This is a genomic window from Dictyobacter vulcani (assembly GCF_008974265.1).
Lineage (GTDB): Bacteria > Chloroflexota > Ktedonobacteria > Ktedonobacterales > Ktedonobacteraceae > Dictyobacter > Dictyobacter vulcani.
In genome coordinates this window covers 1,006,789-1,020,965 of sequence record NZ_BKZW01000002.1, presented here as the reverse complement: position 1 = coordinate 1,020,965, position 14,177 = coordinate 1,006,789, and the positions used below count along the sequence as shown (strand labels likewise).

Here is a 14,177-nt window from a genome sequence, read left to right as displayed (position 1 = left end):
GAGAATCGGGTGTGACTAACAGTAAAACAGCTCTTTCCGTTGAGGGAAGAAAATCCGCCCAGAGTCAACGCAACTTACTCACTACTGAGGAAACCCATGTTCGCGCGCCGCGTGTCTCGACTGGGATCGAGGGCCTTGATGAAATTCTCTATGGTGGACTGATCGAAAAGCGTGCTTATCTGTTACGTGGTGGTCCTGGCTGCGGTAAAACAACCCTGGGACTGCACTTCCTCACCGAGGGCATCGAGAAAGGTGAGCGCTGCGTTTTTATCACTATGGGAGAGCCTGAAACAGAACTACGGGCCAATGCGGAAGCCCTTGGCTTTGATATGGATCAGGTGCATTTTCTGGATCTCTCACCTAATGCCGCGTTTTTTACCGAAATGCAAACCTATGACATTTTTTCTCCAGCTGAAGTCGAGCGCGAACCAGTAACCCAACAGATCCTCGATCAGATTGGGAAGATTAAACCCCAGCGCGTTTTTCTGGATGCAATGACCCAGTTCCGTTACCTGGCCAGTGACCCCTTCCAATTCCGCAAACAGGTTCTCTCCTTCTTGCGCTTCCTGGTCGAGCAGGACTCCACTGTTCTCTTTACCTCCGAAGGCACAATCGCTGTTCCTGATGATGATTTGCAATTCATGAGCGATGGCGTCATCCATCTGCATTTCAAGCCAGAAGGCCGTACCATCAGTGTTACCAAGTTTCGTGGGTCCGATTTTCGTAGTGGCGACCATGCGATCCGCCTGACGGATACAGGTATGCTCGTCTTTCCACGCCTCTTACCAGAGCAACATAACCGCAAGGTCACCAGGGAAACCATTGCTTCAGGTGTACCAGAAATGGATGAATTGCTCCATGGTGGCTTAGAGCGCGGCACCATTACCATCTTTACGGGTCCAACGGGCGTCGGCAAAACCACGCTGGGCTTACAGTTCATGAAGGAAGCAGCCGGACGCGGCGAACGCTCAGTTGTCTATACCTTCGAGGAAATGCAAGAGACGTTAATGCAGCGCTGTGAATCGGTCAATATTCCAGTTCGCTCGATGGTAGAGCGCGGGACACTCTCGGTCGTGCAGATTGAACCGCTCCACTTTACCCCCGACGAGTTTGCGCTCATGGTGCGTACCGAAGTGGAAAAAAATCAGGCCGCTATTGTCATGATCGATAGTATCGCTGGCTATAGCGTCTCGTTGCGTGGGGACAATGTCTCGACCCAGCTACACGCGCTATGCAAATACCTGCAAAACATGGGCACAGCAGTCATCCTGGTCAACGAAGTACAATCCATTGCTGGCGAGTTCCATGTCAGCGATCTCGCGATCAGCTATCTTGCAGATAATATCGTCTTTTTGCGCTATCTGGAACTCAAAGGCGAAATTCGTAAGGTCATTGGTGTGCTGAAGAAACGCCTATCAAATTTTGAACGCACCTTACGCGAAATTGAAATGACCCGCTATGGGATTAAGGTGGGTCGCCCATTAACGAATCTGCAGGGTATTCTGACTGGTAGAATTTCGTTCATCAAAGATTCAAACAAGGAGGAGTAGTTGTGGGAACCTCACCACAGACCTTATTGATTGTTAATCGGTTGCCACGCAATCTCCAACTACTGGCAGAGTTCCTTGCAAAAGAGGGCTATGCGACGCTTACGGCGAGCAACTATGAAGAATTTGATCAAGCCCTGAAGCAACCACAAAAAATTTCAGGCAGCCTGATCGATATTGCTGGCTTCGACTCAGCGATCTGGACGCGCTGCGAGCACTTGCGTGCAGTCAAGATTCCTTTTCTGATTTTTTCGCCCAATCAGAGTGCGGCCGTCCAACAAGCCAGTCTTTCTCATGGTGCCAAAGGCGTCATGTTCAAGCCGCTTGTGGTTAAGGAATTAATAGGAGTAGTCCAGAGCATTCTGGAGGGCTAACATTACATGAGCCATATTCTGCTTCTCCTTGACCATAAAACAAATCGTACCTTGCTCTCCGGATGGCTGGAGCAGCGTTATAATGTCATCATCGCAGAGCAAGGTACGGTGCCTATGACTCCTTTTGATCTCTGCCTGATCGATGGACCAGCCCTGGATCGCCTTTGGAAGGATGTCCGCCTGCGTAAGACCGTGGAGGATCCTGCGTTTTTACCAGTGATGCTTATCACGTCCAATCGTGAAGCAGAATTGCTTACACGCCATCTCTGGAAAACCGTCGATGAGTTAATCAGGATACCAATCGAGAAATTAGAACTCCAGGCTCGTGTGGAAATGCTGTTGCGTACGCGACAGCTTTCCCAGGATCTCAAATTGCGCAACGAAGATCTGGAGTCCTTTTTTCACGCTATGACCCACGATTTGCGCGCACCGTTGCGCGCAATCAAAGGCTTTACCCAACTCCTGCAGGAAGATGAAACCTCTCAAATAGGAGAACAGGGGCAGCAGGACCTGGAACAAATATTATCCGCCTCCGCACAAATGGAAGAGATCATTAGTGGGCTGGTGGCTTTTGCGCGTGTAGAGCGCAGTAACCGTCAGATGCAATTGGTCTCCCTGGAGTCTATCGTCCATACCTGTTTGCAGCAGTTGCAACTGGAAATCAGGCAGCGCCATGCTCAGGTTATTGTCGGTGAAAACCTGCCAGATGTACAAGGAAGCACAATACTTCTCACCCTGACAGTGACCAACCTGTTATCCAATGCCCTCAAATTCATGCCACCTGATAGGCGGCCCATTATCGAAATTCGAGCAACCACCGCTGAGCAGATGTGTCGCCTGGAGGTCACAGATAACGGTATTGGCATCTCTTCAGAGGACCAGCTACGGCTATTTCAACCATTCATGCAATTGCATGGTATAGAGGTCTATGAAGGGGTGGGACTGGGGTTGGCCACAGTACGCAAGGCCGTAGAGTTAATGGGGGGACGTATTGGCGTCACTTCCACTCCTGAAAAAGGCAGCACTTTCTGGCTAGAACTACACGGAGGGGAGTGAGCATGCGTTTTTTGCTTATTGATGATAATCCACAAGATCGAGAATTGATTAAAAGAGCGATCAAGAAGATTTTCTCAGATGTTACCTATATAGAGGTCATCCATCAGGTTGCATTTGAGGAGGCAATCCAAACACTCGACTATCAGATCGTGTTTACCGATTACCAGCTCAAATGGAGCACCGGTATCGATATACTTAAGGCTGTGCGCCAACGTTCTACTTCAATACCAATTATTATGGTTACTGATACTGGTAACGAAGAGGTCGCCGCGGAAGCAATGAAACAGGGGCTCAACGATTACGTGCTTAAAGCACATCTGTATCGCTTACCCCTGGCCATCAAAGAGTGTCTGGAACGAGTCCAATTAGAGAAAGATCGACGCGATTTACAGAATCAAATCATGCAAGCACAAAAGATGGAAAGCCTGGGGCTGCTCGTCAGTGGTATTGCCCATGATTTCAACAATCTACTCGCGGCGATTGTCGGCTTTTCTGATCTCGGTATGAGAGGAACACAACAGAAAGCACCATTATTTCACGAATATTTCGAGCATATTCATCACCGCGCAGAGCAGGGAACACGCATGATCCGACAACTGCTAGCCTTTGCACGCGGCACGCCACTGGAACCGCAATATCTCAACATAAATGAGCAGATCACAGCCCATCTCGATTTCTTGCATGCGCTGCTAGGAACGAGCATCCAGCTTGATTTTCAAGCTGATCCAGGCCTGAAGGCAATCTATGCAGATGCCACGCAGTTGGAACAGGTACTGGTCAATCTCTGTCTGAATGCCCGCGATGCCATGGCCATGGGAGGAAATCTGACCCTGGTCACACAACAGGTTGAGATTACTCCGGGTTTCCAGCCCATTCATCCCTACATGGTACCTGGTTCTTATGTGCTATTGCAGGTCAAAGATACGGGCATCGGGATGGATGAAAGTGTCCAGGCGCGTCTGTTTGAGCCATTCTTCACCACAAAAGAAGTGGGACAGGGAACAGGCCTGGGATTGGCCGTGGTTTATGGCATTGTGAAACAACACCAGGGCATCATCAGCGTACAAAGCCAACCCGGTCTGGGCAGTACCTTCTCACTCTATTTCCCGGCGGTTGAACCCGTTATAGAGCCGACTGAGAAACTGCAGCCAGTTGTCAGTACAGAGGTCGAGAGCGGTGGTGAAACCCTGCTCCTCGTCGAGGATGATCCTGATATCCAACTGGTGGTCTGTGAAGGCCTGCAAGATTATGGCTATAACGTCATAACAGCGAGCGATGGCGAGGAAGGCGTAACTGTCTTTGAAGAACATGCTTCTTCGATCTCGCTTGTGATCGCAGACATTATGATGCCAAAAATGAAAGGCAGACAATTCCAGGAATACGTGCGCAAACAACGTCCAGACATCAAAGTCCTGATTGTCAGTGGCTATCAGGAAATGGATTTGAAGCGGCGCGAGCTGTTAGAGACCAGAAGTGCATTCCTCCAAAAGCCCTTTGATCTGGATGTACTGGTCACAAAAATCCGTGAACTACTCGATACGGATGGTTCTTCCACCCGCATCAACACAGAGCAGAAAAATAGCAGATAAAGCAGCAGGATAAGGAGGCGTTTGATCATCAAGCGCCTCCTTATCCTGCGCAACCTTTCTTACGGTTTCTGCTTTGATGAGACAGTTAATTCACAAAGAGGCAGATTGGTATACCCCCGCACTACCTGGCTAAAGTTTTGCACAAAATCCAGATACGTACCTCTATCCATAGGCTGCCCATTCACCTGCACATACCACCAGGAGCTGGAGAACATACTCCAGGACCAATGTATAAAGGCTTGCTCACCAGATAACTCATAGACCTGCAGACGCTGCATAGATAATGCACTAACAGGTGTATAGTATTTCGCAAACAAACGTACATCTGACCAGGCTAAAAATGTATGACGTAACAAAGAGTGGGCAGTTATACCCTCAGCATTCAACTGGATGGTGGGACAAAAATCATGCGTGGAATTGATCACAATGCCGAAAAGTACAACAACGACGAGTGCTTCAATCAACTCTAAACCACTGTTGATACTATCCATCTGACCACGGCGAATAAAAAAAGTCATCGATCCTACTAGCAACACACCGAGTATACCACCAGCCACACTCCACAAAAGCCATAGCCGCTTGCGCGGTCGCATAGAAATTTTGATGGGTACGGCTAATACGCTAATATCAGGCTCCGGCTGCTCGTCCGCCAGATACTGTTCACTCTGCACAGCCGCAGCTAGCCGCTGCTGTGAAAGACGCTTCCAGTAGTGCTCATGATTAACAGAAATCACGACCAAACCCGCAGCGATAAATAAATAAACAACGCCGCCTTTACCTGAAAGATCCAACCTGTTTTGCAAATAATTAGTGAATAGAAAGAAGAACAAAACACCAATTATAGCCAGCGTTTCCAGGCGCAGAAACCAGATACTTCTATCTTTTTGTAACATAGCAAACTTCCAACTGTCTACTTTTATTTAACTCTGCTTTTCATCAAAAGTGTAGAGTGGCAAACCAGTTTTACTCGTCATATCGGCAGCCGTGAGGACATGGTGATATGTAAGGGAAAAATATTTTTTCCCTCACCCTGTAGGAGCTTATAGTAGCGAGTATGCAGCGTTGTTCTTGAGGCTAAATAGTGGATATGAGCGCATTAAAAGATAACCATAGAGTCAAAGTGCTCCATAGCTTCATACGCGATCTTGAATGAATCAATCCAGCTCAAGAGAAAGCTCGATGATTATACCAGGCTGATGACTTTTTGTGCATCTTCTGCTGGTGCTGCTTCGACTTCATTGGGGCGAACTGTGAAGAGGTGGTGCTCTTGCAGGCAATAATATTGCCAGTTCCCACGACTATCTAATTGCGGCTTACCATTGTCAATATCAACTAATAGCATGCCAATGCCATGATTATGCCTACATTGATGTTGTGTTGCTGGTTGTGTGTGCATCTTCTAGCCTCTTTCTGTGCTTACACGCTAAAAAAGTTTCTGCTTGCAAGCGATACACCATTTCCTACCTGCTCTACCTATAAAGACGCATAGCTCACATGCATTCTCAAATGTAATCACAAAAGTACCATTAGATCAAATGTTCCACAATGAAATAAAAATACATTGTTAGACATAGCCATGGCATACTTCATTTTAGAAGATCTAAACTAGCAAAACACAGCTCTTATCAGGAAACAGGCTGGATAAAAACAGCCACCTGATAATCTTTTTCAGGAAATTCTCCGTGCAATGTAAAGCCTGCACGGGCATAGAATGTGCGCAACTTATCATTGCCCGCCCAACAATCCAGGACAATGTGGGCCTGCGGATCTCGTTGCGCAATCAGAGTGCGTACCCCGGCCAGGAATGAGAAGCCCAGGCCACGGCCCTGCTGCTCTGGTTCAAGCGCCAGTTTCTGTAAAAACCAGGGATGGAGTTCACTGTCTGTCAGTTGCCAGGTGATCAAATGCGGTAACTTCTCTGGCGTGACGGGCCGCACAAAGACACTTCCCAGTAATCCTTGCGTTCCCTCCAGTACAAAGGCGGCCTCTTGAGCCACATATTCAGCTACCAGCGCCTGGGATAGAGGTCCGATTATCTGTAAACTGCCAGCAGCCGTAAGTTGTGCCTGAACCCGATCAATCAACGAGACAATATACTCAACATCACTATCACATGCTAGCCTCACATGCAATTTCACATCCATGTGCAAGATTCTCCTCCATGCTTTTGATTTGTGCGTCTATATTACTCTTTAATGGCACCTGCGGCAATATTGGCGATGAAATGACGGCTACCAAGCAGGAAGATGATAATCAGCGGAACGGTGGCCATGAGCGTGCCTGCCATGAGCATACCGTAATCAGAGCCATAGACATTATCGAGCTGCGAAAGAGCTACCTGCAAGGTATATTTGGCAGGATCATTCAGGATGATCAATGGCCACATATAATCGTTCCAGGCGTGGATAAAGCTGAAGATACCCAGAAAGGCCAGCGCCGGACGCATGATTGGCAGAGCAACATGCCAGTAGAGGCGCAGATGGCCACAGCCATCGATCCGGCCAGCATCCACTAACTCTCCAGGCACCGCGGATTCCGCATACTGGCGCAGCCAGAATACTCCAAATGCAGTCACCATACCTGGAATAATCAGGGCCTTAAAGCTGCCCACCCAGCCCAGCCAGGCCATCAAGACAAAGGATGGCACCGCCGACAACTGGGATGGTATCATCATGGTCACCAGCAGCATCACGAACAGGGTATTGCGCCCGGGAAAGGTAAATTTAGCGAAGGTAAAGCCTGCCAGCGAACAAAAGAAGAGGATCAATGTGGTCTCGACGCTGGCAATAAACAGGGTATTGGCAAAGGCGGCAAAGAATTGGATGTTCTTAAAAACATTATTCATATTCTCCAGCAGGTGGACGCCAAAAGTAAGTTTAGGTGGATAGCTAAAAATGTCGCTGGTCTCGTTCGTCGCCATGACAACCAACCAGTAAAATGGAAAGAACGCAGCGGCGGTCACACCCAATAAGATGAGATGTAACAAGAAGCCTTTACACTGCATGTTGAATGGTCGATGGTACTGCTGCTTCATCTGAAATCCAGCCATAACCGCACATCCCTTCTACGCACGCCTGCCAGGACGTTGCACTAGCAACCAGTTAAGGAGAGAGAAGAGGACAATCACCACAAACAATCCCCAGCCAATGGCCGCGCCATAGCCAAAGTGATAACTGCCAAACGCCTGCTGATACAGGTACAGGACAATCGTCATCCCGGCCCGGCCCGGTCCGCCATCATTGCCAAGCAGGACCTGTGGCTCGGTGAAGACCTGCATCCCACTAATAGTGGAAGTGACAATGGTGAACAACATAATCGGACGTAGCAGGGGTAAGGTGATGTGGAAAAAGATCTGCGTTGACTTTGCGCCATCGATGCGGGCCGCCTCATTGAGGGATACAGGAATACTCTGGATGCCCGCCATAAAGATCAAGGCATGATAACCAATCGAGCGCCAGAGAATCATCGTCGCAATCGCGATCTTCATACTCCACGGCTGACTCAACCAGGCAATGCGTGATAGTCCCAGGGAGGTCAGAAGAGCGTTTAAGAGGCCAAACTGATTGCTGAACAGCGAGCCAAACACGAGCGCGATGGCGACTACAGAGGTAATATGTGGCAAGAAAAAGGCCACGCGATAAAAACCTTTCCGCTGAACCAACGGTGAGGCCAGCAAAAAAGCCAGCACCACCGATATGCCGATCATTGGCAATGTCGCCAGCAGCCAGATCTCCAGTGTATTGACAATCGCCTGCCAGAAGTATGTATCCGTCAGCAGATAGGCAAACTGATTCCAGCCCACATACTTCATCGCCCCGATCCCATCCCATTTATGGAAGGCCAGATAGAGCGAAAAACAGAGCGGAAACAGGCCAAAGATCGCAAACAACAGATAGAAAGGAGCCACCGAAAGGTAGAGAGGAAGCACACGCCAGAACGTATTGCTTCGCCGTAGCGGTGGACGAGCCGATACCGGTGCCGGGGATGGCGTTGCTACTGGTGCTGGACTGCTATCGATAACGCTCATAGCCATAGCTCCCTTCTACCCACACCTAATGCGAAAGTTCACGCTGAATCTGTTCCTGCGCCTGCTTCCAGGCCCCCTGGGATCCGCATCCTGCAACTCGATCAGCGTCAATTCACGTTGCAGGACACTTTGTACCACGTCATTATCAGGATTATTGGCGCTGGCCTTAATCTGCCTTGCCACCTGACTGAAGATTTTTGTGGTAACCTGGCCGCCAAAAAAAGGCTCTGGTTGTAAAAGTTCTGGACTGGCCAGGCTGGCCAGCGCGGAAGGATACAGGCCCGTATCTTGATAGGCGGTAACTTGATTCTGCGCGGACATCAGCCAGCGAGCCACGGCAAAGGCCTCATGTGGATGCCGGGAAGCACTGGTCACTGCCAGGAAAGAGCCACCAGCATTGCCAGGCCCGCCCGGAGCATAGGCGATACGCCATTTGCCTGCGGTTCTGGGACCTGCATCCTTCAAGCGATGCTTCATCCAGACGGCTCCCACAAACGAGCAATGCTATTATTACTGATCGCCGCGCTCCAATCAGTCGAGTATGACGTGGTCCTGGCACTCAGGCCCTGCTGATGAACCCTGGCCGCATAATCCCAGGCTTGCTTCACCTGGCGCTGATTGCCAGTATATTGATTGGTGGGACTAAAATAGTGCAGATTCTGCTGGGCCAGCATCTGATTAAAGACTGTAGTGATGTTATCAAACATAAAGACCCTGCCGCCGGTCGCCTGCTTCATCTGCTGGCCCGCCCGCAAATAATCCTCCCACGTCTTTAAATGAGCCGAAACAGCTCCAGGATCCGAGGGCAGGCCGGCTTGCTTAAAGAGGTCCGCGCGATAGAACAGCGCAGTAGGACCAGTATCCATCGGTAGCGCCAGCACGCGTCCATCTGGAGCCATGGCCTGCCGCCATTTCCAATCCAGATAGCTCTGCTTCAAAGCTGGATCGGCCAGGGTGCGTACATCAACAAATTGATCGGCATCAGGAAAATACGTGCAATATTTGCATTGATGGCCACAATATCTGGAATATTCGCGTGCCTGCCAGCATATCGTAGCTCTGCAGCGACGTACGCAGCTTCATAGCGCCACCGATCTTTAAGGGACGGAAACGGATCGCAGGAAATTGCTGTTGCACCCGCGCAATCAAGACATCATCCAGCGCACGATTCCAATACCACAGCGTCACCGTAACTTTTTTATCGCTGGAATCACCAGAAGCAGCCAGGAATGGTCCACCACACCCCAACAGGAAAAATAAGAGCAAGCCAATTACAGGCATAGAAATGTATATATCTTTTCGATGGCGCATAAGTCTCATCCCCTTACCAGCACTCACATCCTATAAAGAAACCTTTTTTTTCGTTCCTGCTAATACAATACAAGTCGTCCAACCACATGCGGAAAAACAGCCAATGGTACCAGAAAAAAGGCAACAAAAAACCTGGCCCATCGGAACAATCCGACGACCAGGTAGAAGTCGCTTTACACAAAAGCACTTTACATGCTCACTCGCCATACCAGGCGGCCGTAATAGTATGCTCCTTCTCTTTCGGAGTATAAGCAACCACAGCACTGGCATTCTCGTTAAGCTTAACAACCCAGACATTGTTCGACAGCGCTTTCAGCTTTTCAGCCTTCACAACTGGCGTACGTTCTGGTGAAGTACCATAAAAATCACAGGCGGCCTGAATAACTTCTACAGGTGCTCCAAAAGACTGACGTTTCCAAAATCCAAACAGGTTCATGATGATTCCTTCTTTTCACAAAAAAGGGCACACCAAGCACCACATTGCTCAAAGAACTACATTGATCTCATAACTTGGCGAACCATATAACTTTTTTTATGTCTATACATTGATGCTTCCCCACTTCTCTACCGGTTCATTCCGGTCCTATGACACATGGATAATTTATAGGGCATAGCTTCAAAACAAGCCAGGTGAACTATAATATTTCTTCACCCGCTGTTTTGGACGATCTACCTTCTGCAAAGGTAACTGAATTACCCATCTCCCCCATTATTCCCAACCCAGCATACTGGCAGCGCTTGTCTCCAATACGTTTCGGTGAAGGAGAGAACCTCAACGATATGGCGTGCCGTCGTGTACGTGGAGAGGGCGCCACACGCGGAGGCCGCCCTGCTGCGTTTGCGCAGGCCAGCGTGCAAGCACGACTCGCAGTGCTGTGGCGCCTACAGGGATCGTGTGTGCCGTCGCCTGCTCGCACAGCAACGTGGGGGTGAGCGCGTGGATCCTCCCCGTACCTTCTCGAAGAGGATCACGAAACAGGATCCGTCTCGGTGTAGGCGCCACAGGCATGCGATGCTCTTTGAGCCCCTCGCTCCATGATCACGCCGCATGTCGGCCTCCGCGTGTGGCGCCCTCTCCACGGATGATTCGCTGCTTTTCTCCACCATGGTTTTTATGGTCACAAAAGCGCTTCACCGAAAAGTATTGGCGCTTGTCTCTGCGAACAACGCGCCAGCCTCCACCGGAGCTTCATGCTAATCGGGAGCATCGCAATCAGCCCCACTCGGGCACTAAAGTGCCCATACTTCTTTTATGCTGTGGTGGAACTTATTGCGCGACGCGCAATAAGTTCCACCACAGCATAAAATTTTTGAGCGCCGCAGGCGCGAAAGCCTATCGACAAAATGCCCCAGGGCAGTAATTTTCAGCCACACTCTCACAATCATTGCAATTTAACGGGAATTTCTTTACAGTAGCACCAATAAAGTTGATATAACGTGAGCATGCAAGGAGAGCATAAAAATGACTGTACAGCCAATAATTTTGTTGGATGATGGTGGGGTTATGAACGATAATCGGTTACGTCGTGACCAATGGCCACCCCTGGTTGGTGAGTTTTTCGCTCCCAGGCTCGGCGGGACGATTGAGGCCTGGGCAGAGGCGAATCGCACGGTTGTCCAACATTTCATGGATCTGGCAAGCTGGCTGCAACGGTTAGAGGCAGCGGCAGATTATACCCATTTTGAGCAGACGTACTGGCTGGACTGGTTACAGGGTATGGCACAACTGGTACAGGTTCCTCTACCATCTGTACAGGAATGTATTCAACTGGCCCGAGAAGCTGAGGAATACATCATCCCTCATGTGCATTCGGCATTTCCTGGTGTATGCGAGGCTATCAAGCAGCTACATGCCGAGGATTACGTTCTGCATACGGCCTCTGGTGAATCCTCAGTCCATCTGACACATTATCTGGGAGCCATGCAGGTACGTCACTGTTTTGGTCAGCTCTATGGTCCAGATTTGCTTAACACTTTCAAAACAGGTCCTGACTATTATGCACAGATTTTTGCTCAACTACAGATAGCGCCCGGCGATGCGTTGATTGTTGATGATAATCCGGGTGCCATCTCCTGGGCCAGCTCGCTTGGAGCACGTACTGTGCTGGTCGGAGCCAGCAAAGCAACCGACAATAAGACAATTCAGATTAACAACCTGGCAGAGTTACCAGATCTGCTCCAAGGATTAACATAAACCAGGTCGCTTAATCAATTTATCCAAAAGTACAGATGTGCTAGTGAGCTTTTACTCGCGTTAAAAAGGTCAAAATCAGTCATTCTCTTTGTCAGAAAAGAGGTGCTAAACACGAAGAACAACATTCTAACTGGGATGTTGCCGGGAGATTCTCAATCTGGTGTGCAAAAGCCAGAAAATAGTGGCTACAAATCACCAAAAGTTGTACAATAGTGTTACCACGAAAAAAATACATGCACTACACAAAATGTATCGGCGTTTTCAGATAAACAACTCAAGGAACCAGCAGAGTCAAACAAAAGGAAGCGTGCGTGGTATCGTTAGTATTTCCGGTAAAGCGTCGTTATTCTTAAGCTTTTACATATTGTAAGGGAGGTTTGGTAGTGAACACATCCGAGCAGAAAACAACATCAACAACGCACAAAACCACAGACAAAATCATTCAGATTCTAAAGAAAAATCCAAATATCAGTGATGCTGATTTAGCCGAACAGGCTGGTCTCAAATCCGAAGCCGCAGCTCGTGGCTGGAGAACAGTTGCTGAGGATACGCTGAAAGGCTGGAAGTGGGGCTATTAGTTTACATTTTACATAGCTTCAATTATTCCTGAAAATGAAAAATAATGGTGTCGAGTAGGAGCACATCTTCTATCTCAATGATACTATGCAATATGTGGAAGCCAGCTACCTCTTGTACAGGTAGCTGGCTTTTGTTTGCCTGCAAACACATAGCTGATTGGCAGGAATCCTATTTCAGTGCAACTGGCAATAAGGCAATCGGTGCCCCCGAGAGGGTAAAGCAAAAGCAACTTCCCTGGCCCGCAATCCCCGTACTTTCAACCCAGATGCGACCCCCATAGCTTCAACCAGTTGCTTACTAATAAATAGCCCCAGGCCAGTCCCTCGTACCGAACCAGTTAAATCGCGCTTGAGCCGCATCACTTTCTGAAATAGCATCGGCATATCCACCGCCGACACACCTGGTCCCATATCTTGTACACGGAAGCAGATATCGGGACAGGCAGTCAGTTGACCAGACATTAAGGTAGCACTCACAGTTACAGGTGTATGTATGGGGGAGTATTTAATAGCATTTGATAGTAAATTATATAATATGCGTTTTAGCTGCTGCCGATGGGCCAGGGCGGCCAGATCTTGAGGAATGTCGATAATAATCTCATGACCCCCAAGTGGTATCTGCGCCAATGTTTCCTGAACGATATCCAGTAATGAAACAGAAGATAGCTCATAAGAAGCACTGATCATATCTAATTGCGTAGCCTCAAGCACATTATCAACCAGGGCCTCAAGCTCATCACAACCATGGGCCGCATGGGAGAGAAATTCCTGTCTGGATTCTGAATCCAGTCGGGCATGATTTTCACGTAGCAAATCAAGATACCCCTTTACTTCTGTCAGGGGTGTCCGCAACTCATGGCTGACATTCAGCAAAAACTGGTCCTTCAGCTCATTGAGATGCTGTTCGCGCTCATAGGCAAGGATCATCTGTTGTTCAGCCAGTTCTTTCTGGTGTCGCGCCCCCACGGCAACCTGCATAGCGGTACGCATACAACTGACCACAAAAGCTTCCGCCAGTAAAATTTCACCGTCAAATAAAGTATGCAGCAATAATGATGAAGGCCAGATGAAATTTCCAATCCAGCATAAAGATAAAAGCAGGGTCAGTGTTACGCCACTGATACATAAATAAAACAAGTTGATCGGAAAAATCCAGGCCAGACTGGCTACCACAATGAAGAGCAAGACAATTAACAGGCGCTCGCCTGGCACAGCAATGCTGGTCATGATTATTAATGAACAGAGCAAAAAGCTCAGTGTACATAAACGCCATGGAATTTTAGGAGATAGTTTCTTTAATTGTTGAGGCAATGCGTAGTTTCTAAGCATGCCTTCTACTCCTTTCGCAAAATATATATATAGTGACGATAGCTTCTCAGCTTTCGCGTAACAATGATCCAGAATCCTTATACATATTCTTCCTTATAGCCAGATAAACGTCAATAGCATTGGCAAATGCGTTCATTCTATACTTATGGGCTATAGAGAGGGATAAAATAGC

General features: G+C 48.6%; 17 protein-coding genes. 6 read left to right on the top strand and 11 right to left on the bottom strand.

The features are described 5' to 3' along the window. The first annotated feature begins 125 nt into the window (after positions 1-125). The 4 genes from KDW_RS21610 to KDW_RS21595 are packed head-to-tail and all read left to right on the top strand — an operon-like array spanning position 126 to position 4,566. Positions 126-1,550, top strand: a complete 1,425-nt coding sequence (locus KDW_RS21610; RefSeq protein WP_371876267.1) for an ATPase domain-containing protein — start codon at positions 126-128, stop codon at positions 1,548-1,550. Positions 1,551-1,552: 2 nt separating this feature from the next. Continuing rightward, positions 1,553-1,921, top strand: a complete 369-nt coding sequence (locus KDW_RS21605; protein ID WP_151758023.1) for a PleD family two-component system response regulator — start codon at positions 1,553-1,555, stop codon at positions 1,919-1,921. Between the two features lie 6 nt (positions 1,922-1,927). Then, complete coding sequence (locus tag KDW_RS21600; RefSeq protein WP_151758022.1) at positions 1,928-2,977, top strand: sensor histidine kinase; 1,050 nt, start codon at positions 1,928-1,930, stop codon at positions 2,975-2,977. Positions 2,978-2,979: 2 nt separating this feature from the next. Next, positions 2,980-4,566 (top strand): hybrid sensor histidine kinase/response regulator, encoded by a 1,587-nt coding sequence (locus tag KDW_RS21595; RefSeq protein WP_151758021.1) that lies wholly within the window; start codon positions 2,980-2,982, stop codon positions 4,564-4,566. 59 nt (positions 4,567-4,625) lie between these two features. Here the strand turns inward: KDW_RS21595 and KDW_RS21590 are convergent, their stop codons facing one another. From KDW_RS21590 to KDW_RS21545, 10 genes are all read right to left on the bottom strand, one after another. Further along, a complete protein-coding gene (locus tag KDW_RS21590; protein ID WP_151758020.1) occupies positions 4,626-5,459 on the bottom strand; it encodes a hypothetical protein in 834 nt (277 codons plus the stop codon). A gap of 290 nt (positions 5,460-5,749) precedes the next feature. Next, complete coding sequence (locus KDW_RS21585) at positions 5,750-5,962, bottom strand: hypothetical protein (protein WP_151758019.1); 213 nt, start codon at positions 5,960-5,962, stop codon at positions 5,750-5,752. 229 nt (positions 5,963-6,191) lie between these two features. After that, a complete protein-coding gene (locus KDW_RS21580) occupies positions 6,192-6,710 on the bottom strand; it encodes a GNAT family N-acetyltransferase (RefSeq protein WP_151758018.1) in 519 nt (172 codons plus the stop codon). A 41-nt stretch (positions 6,711-6,751) separates the two neighbouring features. Further along, positions 6,752-7,570, bottom strand: coding sequence for a carbohydrate ABC transporter permease (locus KDW_RS21575; protein ID WP_151758495.1), 819 nt, complete (start codon positions 7,568-7,570; stop codon positions 6,752-6,754). 60 nt (positions 7,571-7,630) lie between these two features. Further along, entirely contained in the window at positions 7,631-8,593 is a 963-nt protein-coding gene (locus KDW_RS21570; RefSeq protein WP_151758017.1) for a carbohydrate ABC transporter permease, read from the bottom strand. Between the two features lie 15 nt (positions 8,594-8,608). Next, positions 8,609-9,070: an extracellular solute-binding protein gene (locus KDW_RS21565; protein ID WP_151758016.1), complete on the bottom strand. Its 462-nt coding sequence runs from the start codon at positions 9,068-9,070 to the stop codon at positions 8,609-8,611. Next, positions 9,067-9,531, bottom strand: a complete 465-nt coding sequence (locus tag KDW_RS21560) for an ABC transporter substrate-binding protein (protein ID WP_162005486.1) — start codon at positions 9,529-9,531, stop codon at positions 9,067-9,069. The genes KDW_RS21565 and KDW_RS21560 overlap by 4 nt, the downstream gene beginning before the upstream one ends. A 43-nt stretch (positions 9,532-9,574) precedes the next feature. Continuing rightward, positions 9,575-9,904, bottom strand: a complete 330-nt coding sequence (locus KDW_RS21555; protein WP_162005485.1) for a hypothetical protein — start codon at positions 9,902-9,904, stop codon at positions 9,575-9,577. Positions 9,905-10,100: 196 nt separating this feature from the next. Further along, on the bottom strand, positions 10,101-10,340 hold the full coding sequence (locus tag KDW_RS21550) for a hypothetical protein (RefSeq protein ID WP_151758013.1): 240 nt from the start codon (positions 10,338-10,340) through the stop codon (positions 10,101-10,103). A gap of 336 nt (positions 10,341-10,676) precedes the next feature. Then, positions 10,677-10,913, bottom strand: a complete 237-nt coding sequence (locus tag KDW_RS21545) for a hypothetical protein (RefSeq protein ID WP_151758012.1) — start codon at positions 10,911-10,913, stop codon at positions 10,677-10,679. 453 nt (positions 10,914-11,366) lie between these two features. On the opposite strand from KDW_RS21545, the gene KDW_RS21540 reads away from it, so the two are divergent. Together KDW_RS21540 and KDW_RS21535 are read left to right on the top strand one after the other, a co-directional pair. Next, positions 11,367-12,098, top strand: a complete 732-nt coding sequence (locus KDW_RS21540) for an HAD family hydrolase (RefSeq protein WP_151758011.1) — start codon at positions 11,367-11,369, stop codon at positions 12,096-12,098. Between the two features lie 383 nt (positions 12,099-12,481). Beyond that, on the top strand, positions 12,482-12,676 hold the full coding sequence (locus tag KDW_RS21535) for a winged helix-turn-helix transcriptional regulator (RefSeq protein ID WP_151758010.1): 195 nt from the start codon (positions 12,482-12,484) through the stop codon (positions 12,674-12,676). Between the two features lie 174 nt (positions 12,677-12,850). Here KDW_RS21535 and KDW_RS21530 read toward each other — a convergent pair whose 3' ends face one another. Beyond that, positions 12,851-14,005, bottom strand: a complete 1,155-nt coding sequence (locus KDW_RS21530) for a sensor histidine kinase (protein ID WP_151758009.1) — start codon at positions 14,003-14,005, stop codon at positions 12,851-12,853. Positions 14,006-14,177: the final 172 nt, after the last annotated feature.